This is a genomic window from Treponema bryantii (assembly GCF_036492245.1).
In the GTDB taxonomy this organism is placed as follows: Bacteria; Spirochaetota; Spirochaetia; order Treponematales; family Treponemataceae; genus Treponema_D; species Treponema_D bryantii_C.
The window spans coordinates 2,859,266-2,885,638 of sequence record NZ_AP025286.1 but is presented as its reverse complement, the minus strand read 5'-3'; the positions used below and the strand labels follow the sequence as shown (position 1 = coordinate 2,885,638).

Annotated in this window: 18 protein-coding genes; 13 read left to right on the top strand and 5 right to left on the bottom strand. The window is 38.8% G+C overall.

All coding sequences use genetic code 11. The features are described from left to right. Positions 1 to 55 precede the first annotated feature (55 nt). The 4 genes from trpF (at position 56) to AABJ44_RS12695 (ending at position 5,663) form a co-directional block, all read left to right on the top strand. Positions 56 to 1,501 carry a phosphoribosylanthranilate isomerase gene (trpF, locus tag AABJ44_RS12710; protein WP_338369435.1) on the top strand — a complete coding sequence of 482 codons (1,446 nt, stop codon included), beginning with the start codon at positions 56 to 58 and terminating at the stop codon, positions 1,499 to 1,501. Positions 1,502 to 1,547: 46 nt separating this feature from the next. Continuing rightward, positions 1,548 to 3,026, top strand: a complete 1,479-nt coding sequence (gene ilvC, locus AABJ44_RS12705) for a ketol-acid reductoisomerase (RefSeq protein WP_338369434.1) — start codon at positions 1,548 to 1,550, stop codon at positions 3,024 to 3,026. A gap of 163 nt (positions 3,027 to 3,189) precedes the next feature. Next, positions 3,190 to 4,818 carry a glycoside hydrolase family 5 protein gene (locus AABJ44_RS12700; RefSeq protein WP_338369432.1) on the top strand — a complete coding sequence of 543 codons (1,629 nt, stop codon included), beginning with the start codon at positions 3,190 to 3,192 and terminating at the stop codon, positions 4,816 to 4,818. A 137-nt stretch (positions 4,819 to 4,955) separates the two neighbouring features. After that, positions 4,956 to 5,663, top strand: a complete 708-nt coding sequence (locus AABJ44_RS12695) for a glycoside hydrolase family 11 protein (RefSeq protein ID WP_083379853.1) — start codon at positions 4,956 to 4,958, stop codon at positions 5,661 to 5,663. 6 nt (positions 5,664 to 5,669) lie between these two features. On the opposite strand, the gene AABJ44_RS12690 is transcribed toward AABJ44_RS12695, so the two are convergent. Next, positions 5,670 to 7,718, bottom strand: coding sequence for a methyl-accepting chemotaxis protein (locus AABJ44_RS12690; protein WP_338369430.1), 2,049 nt, complete (start codon positions 7,716 to 7,718; stop codon positions 5,670 to 5,672). 278 nt (positions 7,719 to 7,996) lie between these two features. Here AABJ44_RS12690 and AABJ44_RS12685 point away from each other — a divergent pair, with 278 nt between their 5' ends. The 9 genes from AABJ44_RS12685 (at position 7,997) to AABJ44_RS12645 (ending at position 22,341) form a co-directional block, all read left to right on the top strand. Then, positions 7,997 to 9,007 (top strand): LacI family DNA-binding transcriptional regulator, encoded by a 1,011-nt coding sequence (locus AABJ44_RS12685; RefSeq protein ID WP_338369429.1) that lies wholly within the window; start codon positions 7,997 to 7,999, stop codon positions 9,005 to 9,007. An 83-nt stretch (positions 9,008 to 9,090) separates the two neighbouring features. Next, a complete protein-coding gene (locus AABJ44_RS12680; protein ID WP_338369428.1) occupies positions 9,091 to 11,568 on the top strand; it encodes a glycoside hydrolase family 94 protein in 2,478 nt (825 codons plus the stop codon). 231 nt (positions 11,569 to 11,799) lie between these two features. Further along, entirely contained in the window at positions 11,800 to 14,865 is a 3,066-nt protein-coding gene (locus AABJ44_RS12675; protein ID WP_338369427.1) for a clostripain-related cysteine peptidase, read from the top strand. Next, positions 14,862 to 15,293 (top strand): hypothetical protein, encoded by a 432-nt coding sequence (locus AABJ44_RS12670; protein ID WP_338369426.1) that lies wholly within the window; start codon positions 14,862 to 14,864, stop codon positions 15,291 to 15,293. The genes AABJ44_RS12675 and AABJ44_RS12670 overlap by 4 nt, the downstream gene beginning before the upstream one ends. A 129-nt stretch (positions 15,294 to 15,422) precedes the next feature. Then, positions 15,423 to 16,994: a pallilysin-related adhesin gene (locus AABJ44_RS12665; protein ID WP_338369424.1), complete on the top strand. Its 1,572-nt coding sequence runs from the start codon at positions 15,423 to 15,425 to the stop codon at positions 16,992 to 16,994. A gap of 61 nt (positions 16,995 to 17,055) precedes the next feature. Beyond that, positions 17,056 to 18,879, top strand: a complete 1,824-nt coding sequence (locus AABJ44_RS12660) for an alanine--tRNA ligase (RefSeq protein ID WP_338369422.1) — start codon at positions 17,056 to 17,058, stop codon at positions 18,877 to 18,879. Between the two features lie 74 nt (positions 18,880 to 18,953). After that, the gene (locus AABJ44_RS12655; protein WP_338369420.1) at positions 18,954 to 20,039 is read left to right on the top strand and encodes an MOSP complex formation periplasmic protein, TDE1658 family; all 1,086 of its coding nucleotides are present in this window, start codon (positions 18,954 to 18,956) and stop codon (positions 20,037 to 20,039) included. Further along, on the top strand, positions 20,040 to 20,510 hold the full coding sequence (gene nusB / locus AABJ44_RS12650; protein WP_074644534.1) for a transcription antitermination factor NusB: 471 nt from the start codon (positions 20,040 to 20,042) through the stop codon (positions 20,508 to 20,510). Continuing rightward, positions 20,491 to 22,341, top strand: a complete 1,851-nt coding sequence (locus AABJ44_RS12645; protein WP_338369418.1) for a tetratricopeptide repeat protein — start codon at positions 20,491 to 20,493, stop codon at positions 22,339 to 22,341. Before nusB ends, AABJ44_RS12645 begins: the two co-directional genes overlap by 20 nt. Before the next feature lie 70 nt (positions 22,342 to 22,411). Here AABJ44_RS12645 and AABJ44_RS12640 read toward each other — a convergent pair whose 3' ends face one another. Genes AABJ44_RS12640 through AABJ44_RS12625 form a run of 4 tightly spaced genes read right to left on the bottom strand, consistent with a single transcriptional unit; the run spans position 22,412 to position 26,346 of the window. Then, positions 22,412 to 22,684, bottom strand: a complete 273-nt coding sequence (locus AABJ44_RS12640) for a co-chaperone GroES (RefSeq protein ID WP_074644538.1) — start codon at positions 22,682 to 22,684, stop codon at positions 22,412 to 22,414. 35 nt (positions 22,685 to 22,719) lie between these two features. Continuing rightward, complete coding sequence (locus tag AABJ44_RS12635; protein ID WP_338369414.1) at positions 22,720 to 24,768, bottom strand: TRAP transporter permease; 2,049 nt, start codon at positions 24,766 to 24,768, stop codon at positions 22,720 to 22,722. 21 nt (positions 24,769 to 24,789) lie between these two features. After that, positions 24,790 to 25,320 carry a DUF1850 domain-containing protein gene (locus AABJ44_RS12630; RefSeq protein ID WP_338369412.1) on the bottom strand — a complete coding sequence of 177 codons (531 nt, stop codon included), beginning with the start codon at positions 25,318 to 25,320 and terminating at the stop codon, positions 24,790 to 24,792. Positions 25,321 to 25,377: 57 nt separating this feature from the next. Next, positions 25,378 to 26,346 (bottom strand): TAXI family TRAP transporter solute-binding subunit, encoded by a 969-nt coding sequence (locus tag AABJ44_RS12625; RefSeq protein WP_074644543.1) that lies wholly within the window; start codon positions 26,344 to 26,346, stop codon positions 25,378 to 25,380. Positions 26,347 to 26,373 lie beyond the last annotated feature (27 nt).

Genomic DNA, 26,373 nt, shown 5'->3' with positions numbered 1-26,373 from the left:
AAAAACAATTGAGCGGGACATATTAAAAGAAATTGTAGAACGCCGGACTGAGGATATGAAGAATAAAGGAATATCCTTTGGCTTTAAGCTTCCTGAAAAACGTAACAGACCTGTGCATTCTTTTTTGCAAAGCAAGGGCGTTATTCTTGAAGTAAAAAGAGCATCTCCAAGCAAAGGTGATATTGCTCCTCAGTTGAATGCAGGAGATACTGCCAGGTCTTATGCGAAGGCAGGGGCTGCTGCAATTTCCTGCCTTACAGAAGAGAATTATTTTAAGGGAAGTCTCGGTGACTTAATGGAGGTTTGTAAGTCTGTTGATGAATATGAAGCTGAATCAGGACTTTCAGGGCCTGCTGTTTTACGCAAGGATTTTCTTATAAATGCTGAAGAGGTGGAAACTGCATATTTCGCTGGAGCTGATGCGGTACTCTTAATTGCTCGAATCCTTGATGACAAAACTATTCTTTCAATGGCAAAAAAAGCTGCTTCTTTTAATATGACTTCTCTTGTTGAAGTGCGAACCGATGCAGATATAAAAAAACTTTCTGCATTGGTAAAAAGCTTAACGGCAGAAGAACGTAAACTGATTGTTTGTGGTGTGAATAGCAGAGACCTCCGTGATTTTACAATTGATCTTTTGAAGCCTTGTGAACTTCTTTTTGAAATTCGTAAAATTATGGGAGATGATGCCAGAGTAGTTTTTGAAAGTGGAATTCGTACACCTCAAAGTGCTGCATTTGTAGGAAGCCTTGGTTTTGCGGGTATGCTGCTTGGTGAAGCTGCTGCAAAACAACCTGAGATTCGGGAAAAACTTGTTGAAAACTTCGTAAAATCTTCGGAGACTTTGAATTCAAAATTCTGGCTCAATTATTCACAGCGCCTGAAAAATAAGAATCATTCATTTATAAAAATCTGTGGATTAACAAATCCTGAAGACGTAATTTATGCAGATTCTCTTGGTGCTGATTTTGTTGGCTTTATTTTTGCTGCAGGTTTTGAACGTAATGTCTGCGGCGATAAGCACAACAGATTTGAAAAAATACAGCCGGTTCTAAAAAATATATCAGCAATAAAAGTCGCTGTAATTACAGATCCTGTTTCGCCAGAAGCAGAGGAAGCTGCAGAGCTTGTTGAACAGGGAGTTTTAGACTGCATTCAGTTGCATGCAATTCCTTACAGCAAGGTTCCGGAACGATTACTTACGCTGCCACATTATTTTGCCGTAACAGATAAAACTCTGTCTGCAGAAAAAGATATAGAAGAATTATTCTCAATGGGAGAACCTCGTTTTCTGATGGATTCTAAAGTGCATAATTATGGAGTTGTAAAAAATCATCTTTGGGCTGCAGGTGGAATAACTCCGGATAATGTGAAGGATATACAGGAAAAGTTTTCTCCTGAACTGGTAGATGTTTCCGGTGGAGTGGAAATTTTAACTGGAAAAAAGGATTCTGAGCTTATGAAGAAAATTATAACATCTTTACTCAATCAAGAGTTTTAATTATACTTAAAATATTAAATCTTTATAAGTTTTCAGAGGTTTTGTTATGGGAAACAACTATTTTAATTCAATTCCATGGAGAGAGGCACGTCTTCAGCTCGGTCACTGCCGCTCTATGGCTAAAGAAGAATTTGCTGACGGAGTTAACGCACTTAAAGGAAAGAAAATTGTAATCGTCGGCTGTGGTGCTCAGGGTTTGAACCAGGGTATGTGTCTTCGCGATTCTGGTCTTGATGTCAGTTATGCACTTCGTGAAAGTGCAATTACAGAAAAGCGCCAGTCTTGGAAGAATGCAACTGAAAACGGATTTAAAGTGGGAACTTATGATGAGATGATTCCAACTGCTGACCTTGTTGGAAACCTCACTCCAGATAAGCAGCATACTCCTGTAATCACAGAAGTTATGTCAAAAATGAAGAAAGGTTCTGCACTCTGGTACAGCCACGGATTCAATATGATTGAAGAGGGAATGCAGATTCGCCCTGATATCACTGTTGTAATGTGTGCACCTAAAGGACCAGGTACAGAAGTTTGGCACGAGTTCCAGCGCGGATTTGGTGTACCAGATCTTATCGCCGTTCATCCTGTAAACGACCCTGAAGGAAAGGGCTGGGCTTATGCTAAGGCTCTTGCTGTTGGTATGGGTGGTTCAAAGGCTGGTGTTCTTGAATCTTCATTTGTTGCAGAAGTTAAATCTGACCTTATGGGTGAGCAGACAATTCTCTGTGGTATGCTCCAGGCTGGTACAATCGTTTGTTACGACAAGATGATTGAAGAAGGTATCTCACCTGAATATGCTACAAAGTTCCTTATGCACGGCTGGAACGCAATTTGTGAAGCTCTCAAATGGGGTGGAATTACAAATATGATGGACCGCCTTTCTAACCCTGCAAAGATTAAGGCTAATCAGCTTTCTAAAGATATTAAGAAACTTCTTGCTCCTCTCTATCAGAAGCACATGGACGATATCATTTCCGGTAAGTTCTCTAGCACAATGATGGAAGACTGGAAAGCAGGAGATAAAGACCTTCTCGCTTGGCGTGAAGATACAGGTAAGCTCCCATTCGAAAAGAATGCAGAAGCTGCAGACGAAATCACAGAACAGGAATACTTCGACAAGGGTATTTTGATGGTTGCTATGGTTAAGGCTGGTTGTGAGCTCGCATTCGAAACTATGGTTGATGCAGGAATTAAACCTGAATCAGCTTACTACGAGTCACTCCACGAAGTTCCTCTTATTGCAAACCTCATTGACCGCAAGCGTCTCTATGAAATGAACCGCGTAATTTCTGATACTGCTGAGTACGGATGTTACCTCTTCAGCCGCGTTGCAGCTCCAATGATGGCAAAAGACCTTATGCCAAAACTCCATACAGACGTTATTGGTAAGGGACTTGATGTAAAAGACAATGCTGTAAATAATGCAGAACTCGTTGCAGTAAACGCAGAAATTCGCGAACACCCAATCGAGGTTGTTGGCCGCAAACTCCGCGCTTACATGACAGCAATGAAGCCTCTTCTGTAGTTTTTACAGGTCGTATATTAAAACCGTGCTCTTAAAAGGGCACGGTTTTTCTTTTTAACCACCTTTTTCTAATCATATAAAACGTTTTTTAATAGATTTATCTGATATTTGTGTTATAGTTTTTATTAGTAAGATTATACAAGAGCAAACTTAGGAGGCTAAAATGATTACTAACCTTATTAAGTTTAAAAAAGTCTTTTTATTATTTGTCGTTCTTTTACTGCCAGTTTATGGTAACTGTGATTCTAGAGAGAAGTCTGCGGTTTCAATAAGTCAGGTTTCTAGTATTGAATTTGCAAAAAAACTTGTTGTCGGATGGAATCTTGGAAATACACTTGATGCCAGTAATACTACTTCTAATAATTCTGGTTTAGCCGAAGAGACAAGCTGGGGCATGCCTCGTACTACAAAAGCAATGATAAAGGCTGTAGCAGAGGCCGGTTTTAAAACAATTCGAATTCCGGTAAGCTGGCATAATCATCTTACAAATACAACAAATTACACAATTGATTCAGAATGGATGGCTCGCGTAAAGCAGATTGTTGACTGGGCTATAGAAGAAGATTTATATGTCATACTGAATGTTCATCATGATAATCAGGAAGCAGGAAAACTTGGAAAAGGGGCCGGTTTATTTGGATTTGCCGTTTCACCTGATAATGAGTCTATAAAAATTGCTTCAAAGAAATATCTTGAAAGTGTCTGGAGACAGATCGCGACTACATTTAATAATGGTTACGGCGACAAACTGATTTTTGAGGTTTTAAACGAACCTCGTGCAATAGGTACAAATCTTGAATGGAATATAGATGATGCTCCAACAGCAAAAAAATATAGCGCAGTAATCACAGAGTATGAAAACGTATGTATTGCCGCAATTCGTGCAACAGGTGGAAATAATTCAAAGCGCTTTATTATGGTTCCAGCTTATGCTGCCACTGGAACTCACCCGGTTATGCTATCATCTTATAAGTTTCCGACAGATACAGCATCAGATAAATTGATTCTTTCAACCCATGCATATTCGCCATATAACTTCGCAATGGCTAATTCTGATTCTATATTTGGTATTGATGATCAGTCTACCCTTGATTTTAATTTTTCATACCTGAAAGCAAATTACACAGATAAAGGAATCGGGGTTGTAATGGGTGAGGCTAGTGCTTCAAATAAAAGCAATACTGCAGAACGCATAAAATGGTCTAAATACTATTTTGGAAAAGCAAAAGAAGCTGGTATTCCAATCGTTATTTGGGATAATATGGTTTCTGATGCAGATGGCAATGAAAATGTAAAAGGTGGTTTTAATGGCGAGCATCATGGCTGGCTGGATAGAAAATCTGGAAAGTGGTATTTTCCTTCAATCATAAAAGCTATGATGGATACTGTTGGTGTGAAAGGTTATAAAATTCCTGAATACATTCCTCCTACTCCAGTTACTATCGGCTGGAATGAAAAAAAAGCAATAACCATCAGCAATGAAAAAAAGACTATGAACTGGAAGAGTGAATATATACCGGCTGCTTCACTTTTTGCTGACGCTAAAGAGGGCTCTATTCTTAAGGTATCTTTTGATAATGGTGGTGCACTCTTACGTCTGACAAGTTCTGACTGGAAAACAAATTATAACACTGGTGATTTCTTAAACGGAAATGCCGGTGGAGAAAATATACATGTCTCTGGAAAAGAACTATATTACATTATTACTGCAAGTGATGCAGCTGCATGGAAAGCAAAAGGTCTTATAATTTCCGGTTCCGGAACAGTTTCTTCGATAAAATTCATGCCATAGTGGAAATCTCCGATTGGGGAAATCTCTTAAGAAAACATTCCTATATCATTTTCAGAATTATGCCTCATAATAAATGGTATAGGAACTTTATATCTGCAGATAAATGTTCAGAAAAAAAACTTCTTAGGAGAAATCCAATGAAAAAGTGTATTTTAATAACTGCTGTAGCGGCAGTATTAGGAATGCTGTGTCTCACCAGCTGTAACAATGCAGCTGGCGATGTAATCACTGACTCAGAAGCATCAAATGCTTCGAGAGCTGCTACAGTCAGTTGGAATAGTACAGGCTGGAATGGCGGAATGTATTATTCGTTCTGGACAGATGGTGGCGGAAACGTACAGATGACTCTGGGAGATGGAGGAAACTATTCTGTATGGTGGCAGAACTGTGGAAACTTCACAGCCGGAAAAGGCTGGAACCAGGGTTCTTATAGAAATATCAACTATAATGCAGGTGCATGGAATCCTTCTGGAAACGGCTACCTTGCAGCATATGGTTGGACTAAGGGAAGTAAACTTGTAGAGTACTACATCGTTGATACCTGGGGTAACTATCGCCCAACAGGTCAGTACATGGGAAATGTATATACAGACGGTGCTTGGTATGATATCTACAAGACAACCCGTTACAACCAGCCTTCTATCATTGGTAATGCAACCTTTGATCAGTACTGGAGTGTAAGACAACAGAAACGTCCTCAGGGACAGAACAATACCATTACAACTGCAAACCACTTCAATGCATGGGCAAGATGTGGAATGCAGCTTGGTAACCAGTGGGACTACCAGATTATGGAAGTTGAAGGTTACCAGAGCAGCGGTTACGCAAATCTTACAGTTTGGTAATATAAACTAAGCTGTAAACTGGCGCAGAAGAGAATCCATCACTTCGATGTTTTCGCGTGTATTCTGTGCCAGATCTGAAACACTTTGTGATGAAGTGGTAATCTGCTGTGAACCAGCTGCCATTTCATCCATGCTTCCAAGAATAACATCAGAAACCTGAGATACAACACTCATGTTATTCTGAACATCTTCAATACCCTTACGAAGATTTACAGACTTTTCATTTACAGAAACCGACTGGCCTCTCATATCTGCAAGGGCTTCAAGAATCTGAGTTGAAGCAGCGCTCTGTTCAGTCATTGCGTTATCAATCTGATTCATAATTGAATCTGTTACATTAAGCTGATTTACAATTGCTTCAAATGAGTTCTGAGCTTCATGTGAAAGACCAACTACATCATCAATAGAACCTGAGATTTCTTTAAGTTCGTTATAAATATTCTTTGACTGAGTTGCACTTGTTTCTGCAAGCTTACGGATTTCATCAGCAACAACACTGAATCCGCGACCAGCTTCACCGGCATGAGCAGCCTCAATAGCAGCGTTCATGGCAAGAAGGTTAGTCTGAGATGCAACCTGTGCAATCATATTGTTTGCCTGAATAAGCATCTTTGACTGAGCAGCCATCTGATTTACACGGGCACCTACGTTTTCAAGCTTCTGGTTTCCGTCGCCTACATTTGAGCCGAGAATCTTAAAGCTTTCAGACATCAGTTTTACTGAATTAGAAACTGCTGCAATATTACTGATCATCTCTTCAATAGCAGCAGATGCCTGTGAAATACCAGCTACCTGATTATTTACCAGATCAACAAGTTCACTTACATGTGCTCTTGAGTTCTCAAGTACGTTTGAAGTTTCTGTAACAGCAGCAGACTGAGTTTCTGCCTGCATTCTTACACTATTGATATTTGCAAGAATCTCAGTTGTTGCACTTGCAGTTTCCTGAGAGTTTACTCCGAGTTCTGCACCAATCTGTTCAAGAGCAGTCTGTGCTCCATTAAGCTTTTTAACAAGCCCCTGTAAAAGATCAATAAAGGTATTAACGTCAGATCCAAGTTCACTGAATTCATCATTTCCTTTTACCGGTACACGAATTGTAAGGTCTGCATTTCCAGAAGAAAGTGTCTTAATAGATTTTCCTACAAACTTAACTTTTTTCAGAACTGTTCTATATAATACTATAATCAGAAGAATAACCAGAACAATAGTAATTCCTGCAGTAATTAACAGTAATGGAACGATAATCTTTTTTGCAATGTCATAAGCATCACTTACAGGTTTACCAATATAGAAGGAAGTAAGAACATTTCCTTCTGCGTCTTTAATAGGGAAGTAGTAAGCAATGTAATTATCGCCTTTAACATTTACAGTTCCAAGAACAGGAGTTCCCTTAAGAACGCTGTCAATTGCTTCTTTATTCTGAATTTCACTTCCTGTCATAAGAGTGTAAGTAGAATAAACACGTTTATAACCAGAGAAATATTCTGCTTCAACATCATAAAGAGCTGCGATTTTTGCAACAAACTTATCATTTGTAATGCGCTGTTTTGTTACAGTTGCACCAACTATGTTTCCGTTTACAGTGAGAGGTGAGGCAACAACAGCATAAAGGTGTTTTCCATCAATAAATGTAGAAGCAACTTCTTCGCCTGCAACTGCACGCTTAATAAAACGGGTAAAATCAACAGATCCAAGACTTGTAGTTGTTATTTTCTTACCGGTTGAATCAACAATGATTGCACCTTCTGCATCAAAATATTTAATTATATTGTGACAAATATCGTTTACAAAGCGGGGGGCAAATCCTCTCTGTTCATAATCATTATAGAAAGCTTCTTTAAGGCTGGTAGTAGATCGCTGGAGATCGGCGGTTACTTCATCAATATAATCCTGAACGCCTTTGCTATCATATACAAGAGATTTTTCTATATAACCTTCAAATCCCTTGATAATCTGATTGTTAATAACAGTAAATAATGCAATGGAATAAACAAGCATTCCTACTACAATTAAACTAATCACTCGAACCGAAACGGATCCATTTCTTTTCATTTTTTTTCTCCAGAAAAAATGTCGTTCTACTCTCTCTCAGTGACTTTTAAATTGTGTACAATTAGAACCGATTGTACACAATTTAATATTTAAATGCAAGAGCATTATATATAATAAATTCTTTTTACATAATAGCTTTTTTTAAGATAAATATATTTGTACAACCAATTTAGACTTCTATACATTTAATGAAAGTTATAAATAATCGAAAACGTTTGCGTAAATAAACCAAATGGGTGTATTATATTAACTACAACGTTTTAGTGGAGGCGTGGATTTTGGTTACGCTTAAGGATATCGCCAGAGAATGTAATGTCTCATTTTCAACAGTAAGTAAAGCCCTGAAGGGGAGTCCTGAAATTAGTTTTGAGACAACAGATTTTATACAAAAGAAAGCTCGTGAAATGGGGTATCATCCGAATATAGCTGCACGAAGTTTACGTACAAACCGCACTTATGATATTGGTGTGATTTTTGAAGATAAAACCGGTGCTGGTTTTCAGCATCAGTACTTTGCAACAATTATCAGTGGTATTCAGAAGGTTGCCTTCAGTAAAGGTTATGAGATGACCTTTGTAAGTGGCGACTCAACTAAGAACTATGATTATTATGCACACGCGCTTGCCCGTAATTATGATGGAGTTGCAATTCTTTCCTGTGATTATACTTCTTCTGGGGTAAAGCAGCTTGTTCAGAGTGAGATTCCTACGGTTTCACTCGATTATTTCTATGATATGGATCATTCTGCGGTAATGAGTGATTATTCGGCCGGAATAGATGAACTGCTGGAATACGTAATTTCTCAAGGCCATAAAAAGATTGCAATGATTCATGGTGAAAAGACCTGGGTAACAGAACAGCGTGTCGAGGCATTCAAAAATATCTGCAAAAAACATGGAATAGAAACACCTTCTGAATACTTTGCCGAAGGTTTGTATCATGACCCGGTAACAAGCTCTGCTGCAACTGAGGTTTTGATATCTTTGCCGGAGCCACCGACCTGTATTTTTTATCCGGATGATTATGCGGCACTCGGAGGAATCCGTGAATTGAACAGCCACGGAATTGTTCCGGGAAAAGATATAAGTATTGTTGGTTATGATGGTATTAAACTCACTTCAATGATGATTCCTCCTCTCACAACCTACGAACAGAACGGTGAAATAATTGGACGAACAATGGCAGAAGCCTTGCTGGACAAAATCGAAAATCCTGAAAGCTTTGTTCCAAAAAAAGAAATGGTAACAGGTCGGTTAATTCATGGCGGTACTGTTGTAAAGCTTTGCTAAAATTCATTGCATAAATTTTATTCATACGATATACTTTTTACTACAACGTTTTCGCTATCTCGAAACACATACAGGAGATTATTATGAAGTTTGGACACTTTGATGATGCCAACCGCGAGTATGTTATTGAAACTCCTCGCACACCTTATCCTTGGATCAACTATCTTGGAACTCAGGGATTTTTCTCGTTAATTTCCAACACAGCAGGAGGATACAGCTTCTATAAAGATGCTCGTCTCCGCCGCATCACACGCTACCGCTACAACAATGTACCTATCGATATGGGTGGCCGCTATTTCTACATTAACGACAATGGAACAATCTGGAACCCTGGATGGTCTCCAGTAAAAGCAGAACTTGATGCTTACGAATGCCGCCACGGTATGGGCTACACAATTATCACAGGTAAAAAGAATGGTCTTAAAGCACAGGTAACTTTCTTTGTACCACAGGATTATGATGGCGAAGTTCAGCAGGTAGTTCTTACAAACGAAAGTGGTTCAGACAAGACTTTCAAATTCTGGTCTTTCGCTGAATGGTGTCTTTGGGATGCTCAGGACGACTGTACAAACTTCCAGAGAAACTTTTCTACAGGCCGCGTAGAAATCAAAGATTCAACAATCTACCATAAAACAGAATACCGCGACCGCCGCAATCATTTTGCATTCTACTCAGTAAACGACAAGATTGACGGATACGATACAGACCGCGATACATTCATTGGTCTTTACAACGGATTCCATAACCCACAGCAGGTTCTCGACGGAAAATGTGGAAACTCACTTGCTGACGGATGGTCTCCAATTGCTTCTCACTACAAGGAAATCACTCTTAAAGCAGGCGAATCAAAAACTCTCGTATTCATCCTGGGTTATGTAGAAATGCCAGTGGACAAAAAGTTCGAGGCAGACGGCAAGACAATCAACAAAGAAAAAGCTCTTGCTATGATCGAAAAATACAACACACCAGAAAAGTTTGCAGCAGGTATGAAAGAGCTCCGCGCTTACTGGGACAAGCTGCTTGGCATCCTCAACGTAAACACACCGGAAGACAAAGTAAACCGCATGGTAAACATCTGGAACCAGTATCAGTGTATGGTTACCTTTAATCTTTCACGTTCTGCCAGCTACTTTGAGAGCGGAATTGGTCGTGGAATGGGATTCCGCGATTCAAACCAGGACATTCTTGGTTTCGTACATCAGATTCCAGACCGCGCACGCGAACGCCTTATCGACATTGCTTCTACTCAGCTTGAAGACGGTGGATGTTACCATCAGTATCAGCCACTCACAAAGAAAGGAAATGCAGACATCGGTGGAGACTTCTCTGATGACCCGCTCTGGATGATTCTTTCCGTATCAGCTTACATTAAAGAAACTGGCGACTGGTCAATCCTCGATGCAAAGGTTCCTTATGACAACGATGAGTCTAAGGCTAAGTCAATGCTCGACCACCTTACAGTAAGCTTCTACCACATTGTAAACAACCTGGGACCACACGGACTTCCACTTGCAATGCGCGCAGACTGGAACGACTGTATCAACCTTTCATGTTTCTCTGACACACCAGGCGAGAGCTTCCAGACATATACAAACCCTAAGTTTAAGAACGAAGGCGGTTACTCAAAGGTTGCAGAATCTGTATTCGTTGCAGCACTCTTCACTTATGTTGGACCAAATTTCGTAGGAATCTTGAATCACTTGGGCAAGAAGGACGAAGCAGCAAAGGCTCAGGCAGAAATCGACAAGATGAAGAAAGTTATGATGGACAGTGCTTGGGACGGAAACTGGTTTATGCGTGCTTACGACGCAAACGGCCAGAAGATGGGGTCTAAGGAATGTGAAGAAGGACAGATCTTCATTGAACCACAGGGCTTTGCAATCATGTCTGATATCGACAAGGATGCAACAAAGAAGACTCTCGCAGCAATTGACGAACGCTTGAACACAAAGCACGGTCTTGTTTTGAACAATCCTGCTTTCTCTAAATACTACGTACAGTACGGTGAAATCTCTACTTATCCGGGCGGATACAAAGAGAACGCTGGTATCTTCACACACAACAATGCATGGATTATCTGTGCTGCTGCTTATGCGGGTGAGGGTGATCAGGCATTCAAGTACTACTCAGAAATCGCTCCTGCTTATACAGAAGAAACATCTGATCTTCACAAGACAGAGCCTTATGTATACGGCCAGATGATTGGTGGTAAGGATGCAGGTTCTGATATCGGCCAGACAGGCAAGAACTTTGGCCAGGGTAAGAACTCTTGGCTTACAGGTACTGCAGCATGGAACATGGTTGCAATCAGCCAGTACATCCTCGGTATTCAGCCAGACTTCGACGGACTCAAGGTAGATCCTTCTATCCCTGCTGACTGGGACGGATTTACAGCAACACGTCTTTTCCGCGGTTCTAAATACAACATCACAATCAAAAACCCAGGCCACGTATGCAAGGGCGTAAAGAGCATGGTTGTAGACGGCGCTGCAGTTGACGGATGTGTAGTTCCATACGTTGAAGGAAAGAAAGAAGTTAATGTTGAAATCACATTAGGCTAATAGATTTCTGGAAATCGATAAACTTAACAATTAAAAAGAGCGGTGTTTTGTAAAACATCGCTCTTTTTTTATTTTTTTCAATTATTTTTATACTAAAACCTTTTAGTATAAAAATAACCTAGGTTATTTGCCCTATTACACTTGACAAAACAAAATATAGGCATAAAAATCTTGTAGGATATTTTGAATTAAAAATATTTTTAAAGTTTTTTTATAAAAAGGAGAAACTATATGAAAAGAAAACATGTTTTTCTAGCTGGCCTATTAGCCTGCTTTTTCGTCTTTATGTTCACAGGGTGTCCTAGCCAGGTAAATCCTAGTAGTGTAACTATAACATTCAAAATTGGAAATGAAACAAGAACTGTAGATGTCCTCTATGGTGAAAAGTATTGGGGATACCAAAGTACTTCTGATGCGTATAATACTTTTTTATACTGGTCTAAATCTAATGACTCAATTGCTGCGGCAGAAGCAGGGAAAGTTGATTTAAATACAGCTACTTTTACAGAAGATGTTACTTTATATGCTATCTATGCTCCTGACTTATATACCAGTACCTACTATGATTCTATACAGGAACTGACAGCAACACAAATTACATTTAAATTAAAAGGTAAAGCTGTTTACCCATTGGTTGATGGTTCTTATGCGGGTATTACTTTTGAGCATTCTACTGATAATTATAACTATGAACCATTTACAATCTCTGAAATTCCAACTTATATAGATGATACAAATTTCAGATATCTGACATATACGTTTAATAGTCGTTTGTCTGAAGGAACTCATTGGATAAAAGTAATCAGTAAAAATGCATCTGATAAAAAGGAAGTGAAATGTAAGAATCTTACAAATCCAAAAACGGTTACTTTCTATGACAATGATACTTTTGTAACATCTGTAGAGGTTGAATCAGGAGATACTTTAGCTTCTCTAACTACTGATGAAATGCCTCCAAATCCGTCTAGATCATATAACTATTTTATGTACTGGTCTGATTCAAAAGCATCTCAAGCAAAAGCTATTGAGTTTGATAAAACAAAACCAATTACAAAAGATACCACTCTGTATGCAATTTATACTCCAAAGTTAGTCTCAATAACAGATGTTTCTGCAACAACTCTTAAGCTTCAATTATTTGATCCTTTAGTTTATCCTTTGGATGATGGCTCTTATGCAGGGGTTAAATTTACTCACTCTTTAGATAACGTTAATTATGAGGATTTTGATTTAAGTGTTCCTGTATCTTATGAAGATACAAGTTACTATAGATATCTTTTATATGAATTTGAAACACCTTTAAGCGAAGGAACACATTCTTTTAAAGTTACAAATGGTCATGAAATTTCCTCGAAGTCAATAACAATTACATCTCCAAAACCAGTTTCAGATCTGAATGCAACTGTTGCAGATTCTTATGTAAATGTGTCATTCTCTCCGGTAACTGGTTATTCTTCATATACGGTAAAACTCTATTTGAATGGCTCTGAACTTACATCGAAATCAGTTTATGCATCAACAACAGCAAATGTTGAATTTTTTGGACTTGAAAATGGAACAGAATATACAGTTGAAGTAATTACAGGTTCTAGCGATCAGTCTGCTACAAAAACAGTAACACCACAAATCACTAAAAAAGAAAGTGATTGGGTAGTAGCAATGTATATGGACGGAGATAACAACTTGCATCATCCAATCTTTATTGATATGAATGAAGCCGAATATGGACTTTATCAGATTCGTGATTCAAATGGAACTCCCAATAGTTCTTATGACTCAGTTAATGTTGTAGCTCTTTGGGATGGTGCAGTTAGTTGGGAAGATGAAGATGATAATGGAGATCCAATTACTGTGACACCTCAAATTGGTGAAACAGGTTCATACATTTTTGAACTTGGAAGTGACAGCGGATGTACGACAACATATACAACAAGTACAGGTTGTGTGCTTTCAAGCAATACAAAGAATTTGTCTTATACAGCACCATGGCTTGTAGGTTCAAACAAGCAGGTTTCTACTACTCAGCCAACATCTTGTGGTGAAGTTAATATGGGTAACAAACAAACTCTTATTAATTTCTTAAACTGGGTAAATGACCATTACACTGCAAATAAGGGTGTCATTCTTCAATTCAGCGACCATGGTGGTGGACCAAGAAATCAGATGTATTTAGAAACTGCGGATGGCAAAACACTGACACTTAGTGATGATAGACGTGCGCTTTGTTGGGATGAGTCATCTTCTTCAGATTTCCTTAAAACAAAGGATGTTTCTGATGCTTTAGCAACAGTTGGTTATGGGGCTTCAAATAAATTAAGCATGATTCTTATGGATGTATGTCTTGGTTCTTCTTTTGAAGACGCTTATCAGTTTAAGAATTATGCAGAATATCTGGCTGCTTCTCCAAATAATATTCCTGGAAATGGTTTGAATTATGTTGCTTTAATGAAATCTTTCAAGAAAGATACAACAATAGATGCCATTGGAAAACAGATTGTAGAAGATTATAAAGCACAGTATGGTGGTCAGTCAGACCGCTGGAATTATTATACACAGAATGCTTCTGAATACAATTATTACAGTAGCTTAAATGACAGCCAAAAATATAGTCTGGAGTGGCAGGGACATTTAGGAATGACTACCTTTACTATTACTGACCTTAATGAGGTTGATAATGTAAAAACAACTATTGATTCTTTATGCGATGTATTGTTATCTACTGAAGGAAGAGCAAAGAAAGTGAAACTTGCATCTAACGGATTTATTAGCCTAACAGATACTTCTAATGAAGCTGATTATGTTAAGTATTTAATGCGTTATACAAATGCAGAAAAACTGTTTGTAACAAATAATACTTCAACACAATATTATATAGATGATTCTATCTATTATATGGGATCGTATGTCTGGCTTTATGATATTGGCTACATCGCAGATATGATGAAATATTGTTCTGCAACTTCAATAAATGGTACGACAAATGTAAATGCATGGTCAGAGCTTTATACTGCGGCAGACAATGTAATTACTGCTTTGGGACAGGCTGTAAAATACAGCTGGCGAGACAGTATGTTAAATGATTCAAATGATTTTTATTCTTTGATTGAAGGTTCATCAACAAATGCATCTACTTATAATCATTATTATGGTCTTACAATTGGTGGTGCAGGTTTTGCAACAGTCAGTAAAAAAATTGTACAGGGTAAATTACCTGATTGGTATATGACAGACCTTGAGTTTGGAAAAGAATCTAAGTGGAGCGAATTGCTTTCTTATTGGTTTGGAGTACAGGAATGAAAAAGATTCTGATTCTTACTTTAATGCTTTTAGCAGCCGTTTTGACTTCTTGTGCTTCAAAAACAAATGTGGCACAAAAGAGTCAGAACGAACAGAAGTCTCAGAAAACAGTTGTAAAAGAGAATATTGCAGTTGATGATACTTTATCACTTCAGCCAAAGTTGTCTTTGAATTCATCATATCTTTCGCAGGAGAATGTTGGTGAAACTATTTCTGTGAGTGGTAAACTGCTTAATAATGGAAACAGTTTTACACTTGTAGAAAATGCAGATTCTAGAAGTCGTGTAACATTTATTCTCGAAGTAACTGATGCTGAGACAAAGAAAACTCTTCAGGAGTTTACTGGTAAGACTGTAACAGTAACTGGCGAACTCACCGACGCTTCTTCCACCTGGACCAAAAAAATGAAGGTTCTTAGTGTAGAATAAAGTCTAAAAAAATAAAAACCGGGTAGAAATGAAATCTATCCGGTTTTTTATTAGACTGAAAAATCCTTAGAAAGGAATAAAAAAATCACACCTTGAGAAATTCCGCAATTCACAATATATTTAATAAGTATGAAGTCTAGAACAGTGCCGGTTTTATTTGTGCTTGCGGCGGCTTTAATTGCAGGTGTATTCTTTGTTTCTAAAAAGATGCTGACAAAGGAAGATAAATCTTCTACGAGAGCACGCATCGTTACTCCAAAATCTTCTTCATCTGCTAATTCAGAAAATGAAGCTTCCTCTTCTTCAATAGAAACAGAAAAATATGAAACTTTCGTTCCTTTATATTCCGGAGAAACTTTAATCAGTGCACTTACAATAGATATAAATAATGATGGTTATGATGATGAAGTAATCATCGTTCGTAAGGCAAGTTCGCAGAATCTCTGGATTGTTGCGGCGCTTATAGATTCTGAATCTGGACTTTATGAACGACTTGAACCTATTGAGACACAGTTTACCCGAACCCGAACCTTCTCTTATATGGGAATGGATGTTACTGGTGAACATAAAAATGCCCTTATATATCAGGGACTTGCTGATGACGGCAATTATGTGATGAAAATCTATTTGTGTTCAAAAGAACATGGAAAAAATTATCTTAGAAATATTGGTGATTTTTCGTGTGATGGAACTGTGTTTATTCAGCAGACTGAACGTTCTGAATCATATGCACTTGCCATGTCAAAAGGTGAAAGTTTTTCTGTATGGGTTTATAAATCGGATATTCCAAAGGATGCTGCTAATGCAGATAAAGATAAGCCTGCAGTTGGCCAGAATCAGATCCAGCAGGAATATAAATGGAATCCTTCTTCACAGAAATATGAACTTGTTCGTGAAATAAACGTAACAGCCGGCCGTCTTGCTGCGACTGAGCTTTCCCGCATTCAGGATGGTACTGTAGAAACTTTTGCAGCCTTCCTTGACGGACTCTGGTATAAAACTTCAAATACAGACGGAAATATCCGTTATATGTATTTCAATTATCCTGATACAGAAATCATTCAGCTTTATAAAGATATTCAGGAAGTTTACGAGTGGGAAGACAGTAAGCTTCGCCATAACGGAATCTATCTGACTGCTGTAAATGCAGATATCATGAACCTTCACCGCCGTTTTGATATTTCTCTCATAAATACTGATGAAATCAAAATTACCCTGCGCGATGATATCAACCTTATTATCAGTGAAAATACACAGTGGGATGGAAACTATAAGAAGATGGCTCTTCAGGATACCTTTGGAGACTTTGCCGCTTCAACAGAAAAAGATAGTTATATGAAAGAACTTCAGAAGGGTGATAACTGGACTACTGCTGATTCTACTGTTACATTGAAGTTTGGAGAGTATAAATATTCTCTATTAAATGGTGGGCTTTCTGAAGCTGGTATTTATTCTATCGAAAAAATCGGCAGTTATAACGTAATTCAGTTCCGTTCGGATACAGAAGGTTCTATTCTTGCTGAAAATTATTCTATGGAATTTGGAACAAAGGTAATTACAGAAACTGTAAAAAGAAAAACTGTCGAAAAAGTTGTTACCGATTACAATACAATAACTTTTACTCCGGTTAAGCTTACTTCTACCGACTGCTTTGCGGTAGAGGGCAGGTCGTATGTACTCAGTAGAAACACCAGTGATTGAGTACCGAAGGTTATAGGCAACTACTTTTCAAATAACAATTTTTTCAATATAATACAAGTTTATGAACGCTAATGAACTTCGCTCAAAATATATTGAGTTTTTTAAAAGTAAAAATCATGTTGAGATTTCGGGTCAGTCTTTAATTCCTGAAAATGACCCATCTGTTTTGTTTACAATGGCGGGTATGCACCCTCTCGTTCCTTATCTTCTTGGTGAAAAGCATCCATCGGGAACCCGTCTCACAGACTATCAGAAGTGTATCCGTACAGGCGATATTGAAGAAGTAGGTGATCCAAGTCATCTTACATGTTTTGAAATGCTTGGAAACTGGTCACTTGGTGATTATTTCAAGAAAGAATCTATTGCTTATTCTTATGAATTCCTTACAAGTCCACAGTGGCTTGCCCTTGATCCTAAAAAGATTTCTGTAACTGTATTTGCAGGTGATGAAAACGCTCCTCGCGATGAAGAAGCAGCTCAGATCTGGAAAGATAATGGAATGCCAGAGGATAAGATTGCATATCTTCCAGCATCAGATAACTGGTGGGCAGCAGGTCCAACAGGTCCTTGTGGTCCGGATACAGAAATTTTCTACTGGGTTGGAGAAGGTCTCCCACCTGTAGGTTCAAATAAAGGTACAGACAGCGGAAACTGGATGGAAATCTGGAACAACGTATTCATGCAGTACAACCGCGTTGACGAAAAAACACTTCTTCCGCTCGAGAAAAAGAACGTTGATACAGGTATGGGACTTGAGCGTACAAACTGTATTCTCCAGGGAAAGACATCTGTTTACCTTACAGAAGTTTTCCAGCCAATCATTAAGACAATTGAAGTCCTTTCAGGCTACACATATGGTACAGACGAAGAAAAAGATAAGTCAGTTCGTATTATTGCTGACCATACTCGTTCTTCTGTATTTATCCTTGGAGACCAGAGAGGAGTTACTCCAGACCGTGTAGGTGCTGGTTACGTTCTCCGCCGTCTTATCCGCCGTGCAGTTCGCCACGGAATGAAGCTCGGTATCGAAAAAGACTTTATGGCAGAAATTGCTGCTACAGTAATCGAAAACTTCAAGGGACCTTACCCGGAACTCGAAGCAAACCGCGAAAAGGTTTACAAAGAACTTACTGCAGAGGAAGCAAAGTTCCGTCTTACCCTCAAGAAGGGTGAAGCAGAATTCCAGAAACTTCTTCCAAACCTTATGAAGAATCCTAAAAAGATTATCAGCGGAAAGGTTGCTTATAATCTTTACGAAACATATGGCTATCCTCTTGAGCTTACTCAGGAGCTTGGTGCAGAAAACGGATTTACTGTTGACGTTGAAGGCTTTAAAGAAGCTGAACGCAAGCACCAGGAAGCTTCAAAGACAGTTGATGCAGGAGCAGCTAAGGGTGGTCTTGCTGAACAGTCTGAAGTTACAACAAAATATCACACTGCAACACACCTTTTGCAGCAGGCTCTGGTAAACGTTCTCGGCGACCAGGTTGCTCAGAAAGGTTCAAATATCAACAACGAGCGTATGCGTTTTGACTTCACTTTCGAACGTCCAATGACTAAAGAAGAAATTCAGAAGGTTGAGGACATCGTAAACGAAAAGATTAAGGAAGACCTTCCTGTTACTATGGAAGTTATGCCACTCGACAAGGCTAAAGCAGAAGGTGCACGCGCTCTCTTTACTAACAAGTATGGTGAAGACGTTAAGGTTTACACAATTGGCCGCGACGCTAAATCAGACTGGTTCAGTAAGGAAGTTTGTGGTGGACCACACGTTCAGCACACAGCTCAGATTGGTGACTTCAAGATTCAGAAGGAACAGTCAAGCTCAGCTGGTGTTCGTCGTATCCGTGCTGTAATCAGCGGTGGGCTTCCTCTGGATAAGTAGTAACTTTCCGACAGTTCCATTGTTATATTATATGGACAAACAAAACTGATACTAAATATTTTAAGGATTATAAAATGAAAAAAATTATTTCAGTTCTTTCAATCTTAATGTTTGCAACTTTTGCAATGTTTGCACAGGCAGATTTGCAGCCTCTCGCAGTTGTAAAACTTAATAAGAATGAATCCATTACTCTCAGGCAGCTTAAGGTAAGATGTACAACTTATGAGAAGCAGATTAACAGAACTCTTACAGTTGAAGAAAGAAAACAGGTGCTTGATACATTGATTGAGGAAGCTTTGATTGTTCAGGCTGCAGCTAAGGCAGGTATTTCTGTAGCAGACAGCTCTGTAGATCAGTATTTTGCACAGTCTATGAGTCAGTCACTTGGTGTAAATGTTTCAGAAAAAGACCTTGAAGATATTCTTAAAAAGCAGCAGGGTAAAACTCTGGATGAAGTTCTTTTGGAACAGACCGGAATGAATAAGGCTGATTATAAGAAACACCTTAAGAATGTTCTTTTGATGCAGCAGTATGTTGTTCAGAAGAATCAGGCTGAACTTCAGAAGGTTGCAGCTACTGATGAAGAAATCAGAATGGCTTATGAAAGCAATAAATCTTCATTCGTATGGAATGATATGATTAAAATGCTTGTTGTAATCGTTCCAAAAGATAATAATCCTGAAGCTGCAAAGCAGAAAGCAACTGATTTCTATACAAAATACACTACTAAGGCTCTTACTGCAGAACAGATTGCAGTTCAGTCTCAGGCAGATAATTCTGGCTTCAAGGCTGGACTTGGTGTATTCCCTAAGACTGAAGCTGCAGCAAGTGGTTTGCAGATGCCTCTTCAGAATCTTATGTTGGTTTTCCAGCAGGGTGAAGGATATACCTCTGAGGTTGAAGAAACTTCAACAGATTATCGCTTTATCAGCGTAATCAAGAAATACGATGCAAAGATGCTTGCTATCGGTGATTTGGTTCAGCCTGAAACAACTGTTACAGTTTATGATTATATCCGTGCTAATCTTACTCAGCAGAAGCAGCAGATTTATATGAGCAATGCAGCTACAAATCTCGCAAAAGAACTTCACACAGCAGAAAATGTTGATATGAAGAAAACAGGTGCTGCTTTGGATAAGATTCTTGATTGGGGGAACTAAGTGTCCAGAAGAAATGGTAGAGTAATTGCTTTTCAGGCAGTTTATTCATGGGATGTAACTAAAGCTTCTTTGGACGACCTTCTTTCTTTTGAATGGTTGCAGAAGGATGTTGAGGTTGATGGAAGTATTGATCCGGCTGAACAGCCTGTTGTTGAACTTTCAGAAACTTCAAAAGAAGAGCGAACATTTGCAAGTTTGATAATTGCTGGTACAATAAGTCATATAGATGAAATTGATAAGCTTATTGAAAGTCATCTTTCTGCATCATGGAGTATGGAACGTATAAGCCGTGTTGCACTTGCAATTCTTCGTACAAGTGTTTATGAGCTTTTGTTCCAGAACGGCGCTGAGCCAAAGATTGTCATTGATGAGGCTGTAAATATTGCCAAAGACTTTGACACTGATGATTCCTATAAGTTTATTAATGCAGTGCTTGATAAAATAGGAAAAGATGAGCCGAAAAGAGCTTAAAAAAATAATTCTTACATTTATATTTTTTTCTTTGATTTTGTTCTGCTTTCCCGCTTGTCGGATGAGGGCAGAACAAAACTCGTTAACAAGCCAGTTTGATGTTATTGACGCTCTTGTAATGCAGAATCAGATGCAGTCGGCTTTGAAGGAACTCAAAAAAGTTGAAAAGCGGACTTACGATTCGTGGACTTACATCGGCATTTACAAAAGATATATAACTCTCGGCGAATCTGAAAAGGCCGAGAAACTCCTTAAGAAGTCGCTGAAGAAAAACGGCGGTAATCTTGAACTGCAGGCTGTGTATGCGGCATTTTTGTTGAGAGAAGGCCGCCTCGGGGATGCTGGGAAGGTTGCGGAGAAATTACGCGGAACTAAATACGCTTCCTTATATTCAGAGTATATTCTTCGGGATTCAGCAGAAAAGGCAGCAGCTTCAGGTGATAATGCTTTTACATTTTATACCCGAAAGGAATTTTATCAGATTTTCTTAGATGCTTATAAGACTTCAAAGAATCCGGTTTTATTACGTAACTGCGCAGCTTTCAATCTTATAAACGGTGATTACAACCTTGCAGCAAGCTTAAATCCTGCTTTCTTCCTTGATGCTGATGATGCATATTTCTGGGCTATGGTCTGCTATGATGCCGGACAGTTTTATGATTCAATTGATGCAATTGAAGAAGCCCGCCGTCTCATGACCGGATATCAGGGAACTGTTACTTTTAAAACTTCTCCAGTCCTTCTTACTGCACTGGAATCAGATTCGTATATGGCTGTTTCCGAAATGGAAGCTGCAGAAAATGCACGACGCGGTATTGTAATGAATCTTGATGAACTTAAGGTTCGTAAAAGTGATGAGGAATTTCTTTCTAATATAATTCTGAACAGTGCAAGATGGGCTCAAAATCAGGGAATGGATGACCAGAATGCTGATCTTCTTTTCTATGTTGTAAACCGCTGGCCAGACAATGTACCGGGTTTAATTTTATATGCAGATTTTGCTTATCGTTCTAATCTTGAGCGTGAGGAAGATACTGAAATTGCTGCTCTCAGAAAAGCCGGTATCTCAACTCTGGAAATGGAGCGTTATGATAACCGCCGTAAAATTCCAATGAGTGATGCTCTTTACAGAATTGACGAAGCTCTTCGCCGTACTAATGATCCGTATCTGAATATTGCAAAACTTGATCTTCGTTATAAAACAGACTCATCAATATCAGAAAAAGATAAAAACCGCGATCTCTGGAATATGCTAGAAAACAGTCTTAATGAAGACGGAGAGTTAAAAGGACTTCTTGTTCAGTATGCGCTTAATTTCCTGCTTAATACAAAGCAGTATGATGATGCCTGGAAGCTTTTTTATGATCATGTAACAGATATCAGTGAATATGATTCAAAGCGTGATTTCTGGGAACAGTTTATAGATAAAGCCCGTGGATATGATCTTTCTATGATGGAATTTGGTGCCTGGTTTGCTGCTTATTATAAAATGGCAGATGAAGCTCTTAGACTTCATGAATATTGTGTTTATGAGAGCGCAGGTCTGCTGGAAGATGGCTATATTTCTCAGTCTGTTTCTACATCAACCTGTCTGAATCTTGGAAGTATTTATATATCTCTTGGAAAAAAGCTTAAAGCCCTGGATTTGTATGGAAAGACTGCTGGTCGTGAAAGCAGTAATGCAAAGCGTTCTGAAATTTTGTATAGAATTGCCTGTATTTATGCTAGTGACGGGGATATAAAAAATGCCCTCCGTTCAGCAGAATACGCAGCTTCTTTGTATCCTGATAACGCAAGGGCATCCATGCTAAAAGATAAGCTTAAGTGGTAAACCTAAAAATTGCTTTCGCAATTTTTTTAACGGTTTGCTATTGAACAACGGCCGTCAGCGGTCTTACACATTACTCAATAACAGCAATGATATCACTCATGCGGAGAATGAGGTGATCTTCACCGTCAATCTTTACCTGAGTTCCGGCATATTTGTCGTACATAATTCTGTCGCCTTTCTTTACTGTGATTTTATTTTCATCAGTTCCAGGTCCAACTTCAACTACAGTAGCAGTCTGAGTTTTTTCCTGTGCAGCTTCCGGGATAATGAGTCCGCTTGCTGTTTTAGTTTCTGCTTTGTCGTTCTTTACAAGAACACGATCTGCTAATGGTTTGATTTTCATAATATTTTGTACCTCTTATATATAAAATAATAATTTTACTGTTTCTTCGTCAATAAAATTCTTTTGGTAATCAGCTGGTAAGCAATCAGAATTGCAATCATACTGAGACCAATAATATCTGACCTTGTTTCTGGAATTACACAAAGAAGTCCGGCAATTGCAAAAAGAACACGCTCAACAACATCAAAAGTAGTTTTTAATGCAACCGGTTTGTCAGTTCCATGAAGAAGTCCTGTGAAATTAAATCCATAGCCTTCAAGTGCAACGCTGATACCGAACATACCGATTAAGGCAGTTGCAATAATGAAAAGAATACGTCCAATTGATGCATCAATCATAAGCATCTGTGAGTTATAAACAAACATATACGGAATGATAAATGCTCCGATTGCAAGTTTTGTAGCATTAAAGGCAGTTTTCATAGGTCGTGCTTTTGCTATGGCGGCACCGGCAATGGCTGCAAGGGCAACCGGAGGAGTAACGTCTGCAATAATTCCAAAGTAGAATGCAAACATGTGTGCAGCGAGTGGCTGAACACCAAGCTGAATGATAGCTCCGGCAGTAATTGTTGAAGTAATCAGGTAGTTTGCTGTTGTAGGAGCACCCATACCAAGAATGATTGAAGCAAGCATTGTAAAAATCAAAGTGAGGAAGAGTTTTCCGCCTGCAAGTGCTACAAGACCTGCACCAAGCTTAAGACCAAGGCCTGTAAGAGTTACTACACCAATAATAATTCCAGCCATACCACAGGCAATCGCTACGCTGATGATATTTCGAGCGGCGGCACACATAACATCAATAAGGTCTTTTGAACCGAATGTTGGTTTTCTTCCTTTTGCCAGGTCTACGATAGAAACTACAATTCCAATTACAAGACAGGCTACAATTCCCATAAGGGCTGCGTAAACTGCTGTTTTTCCAGCACAGAGGAACCAGATGATTACAACTAAAGGAAGAATCATAACACCTTTGCTGAGGAACAAAGGAAGGAAGCGTGGAAGCTTATCTTTTGGCATTCCTTTAAGACCAAGTTTTTTAGCTTCAAGATGTACTGTAATAAAAATTCCTGTGAAATAAAGGATAGCAGGAATAATGGCAGCCTTTACAATTGTGATATATGGCATACCAAGGCTTTCTGCCATGAGGAAAGCTGCAGCACCCATGATTGGAGGCATAAGCTGTCCACCTGTAGAAGCAGCTGCTTCAACTGCACCGGCAAATTCTCCTTTGTAGCCGAGGCGTTTCATCATAGGAATTGTGAAAGAACCTGATCCAACAGTATTAGAAACCGACGAACCGGAAACTGTTCCAAGGAGAGCAGATGAAAGAACTGCAACTTTAGCAGGTCCACCGCTCGCACCACCGGCAATTGCGTTACAAAGATCAATAAAGAACTGTCCAATACCAGTCTTTTCAAGAAGTGCACCAAAGAGAATAAACAGGAAGATAAAGGTTGAACAGGCTCCGATAGGAGTTCCCATAATACCTTCTGTGTTATAGAAAAGATGACAAACTACACGCTGAAGGGAATAACCTCTGTGGTGAAGGAATCCAGGAAGATATTTTCCGACAAAAGCATAAATTACAAATGTTCCGGCAATAATCATAATTGGAAGTCCAACAATGCGTCGGCAGCTTTCAAAAAGAATCAGAATACCTATGATACCAATGATTACGTCGAGTGTTGTGTTATTTCCGGAACGGCGTACAAGCTGCTGAAAGTTAATTACGATATACATCCAGCAGCCGGCACCTGCAAGACCAAGAATTACATCATATAAAGGCAGGGTGTCTTTAGGAAGTTTCTTAGTAGCAGGGAAAAGCAGGAAGGCCAGAAATTGAACAAAGGCAAGGTGGCTTGCACGTAAAATCTGTGCTGTAATTGCACCAGAAAGAGTTGCATAAAGCTGGAAAGCAACGAAAATTATAGAAACAATAACAGTGATGTATTGTCGCCAGCATTTATGTTCACGATAAGCCTGCTCCCGGTCAAGATTCTGCATCAGTTTTTTCATTTCATCTTCATTTGAAGTTGGAAGAATGTTGTCAATCGCGCTGTGTTCAGCCGGGGTTTGTTTGTCCATCTGGACCTCCTTAAACTTAATTTATTTCATCTCATGTTTCAAATATGAATAAAGAGATACTTTTTTATACTCCAGAATTATACTCGTCTGAGGTTCGAAATAATCTGTAAGTATGAATTCTTTTGAGCCTATTGTAAAAGATGTATCAAATACAATTGTATGTCTTGCAGTAAGACCTACAGCCATTACAAGGCGAGGAACAATTCTGTTCAGGTTTTCAATTACATAACTGTCCTGGGTAACAGAAAAAACTGCTCCAGAGGTTTCTTCTGGTTCTGGAATTCCAGCTCCATAAGATACAAATGATGTTTTGTATAATTCAATGTTGTCATCCTCTGTGTGCTTATAAAAGTCATGAATACGTCCTTTATTTACAGAGTGTGTATATGAAATAACAAAACCTTTTGAGTAGCCTTCGATGGAATAAAAACGCTGGGGCTGACATTTTCTACTTTTTATAGAAAGTACATTGATTACCGGTGAAAAAAACACTGCGGCTACTAAACAACAAAAAATAACAATTATTAAACTTATTTTTATTACTTTTTTCATTATTTATTAATGTTTACAAACGGTGCCTTAGACACCGTTTGTATTTATTATAGAGATTTAATTTACACTCAATCCGATCTCATTATAATATTTTTTAGCACCCGGGTGGAAAGGTACTGAAACACCTGTGATTGCAGATGCAGCAGTTACTTCCTTACCTTTAGCATGTCCGCGTGCAAGTTCGTCGAGGTTTTCAAAGAGAGCCTTTGTCATCTCGTAAACTGTGTCTTCATCAAGTTTTGAACTTACTGCGAGTGTAGCTTTAATTGCAAGTGCTGGAGTATCCTCGTCTGTTCCTTTATAAGTACCACCAGGAATTGTTGTATATGTATAGAAGCCATATTTGTTGCAGATTACATCAGCTGCAGCCTGATCGATAGGAATAAGGATGAGTCCTGCTGTAAATGCGAGCTCCTGAAGTGCAGAGTTTGGAACACCGGCTGTTACGAAACATCCGTCCAAAGTTCCGTTCTGAATACCTTCAGCTGATTCCTTGAATGAAAGGTTACTCTTTTTGATATCATCAAATGTAAGACCATAGCCTTCGAGAATCTGTTTAGCGTTGAATTCAACTCCAGATCCTGCATCTCCAACAGAAATGCGCTTTCCTCTGAAATCAGATACAGATTTAATTCCACTTGCTTTAGAAACTGCAATCTGTACAACTTCAGGATACATAGTTCCAATAGTCATGATGTTTGAAAGTTTTTCACCTGCAAACATATCAGTTCCATGGTAAGCATAGTCCATAACATCGTTCTGAACTGTTCCGAACTCTGCTTCTCCCTTGTTGATAAGTCTGAGGTTTTCTGCAGAAGCACCAGTTGCCTGAGCCGTAACGTTCATATTGGCAATTTTAGTGTTCCAGATGTTTGCAATTGCACCACCGAACGGATAGTAAGTTCCGCTGGTTCCGCCTGTTGCAAGAATGTAGTCCTTCTTAGCGTTTGCATTAGATTTAGTACATCCGCTGAAAATGAGGGCAGCTGCGAGCAGTGCCAATGAAGCCTTAAATACTTTCTTCATATCTTCCTCCAATTATATTATCAATAT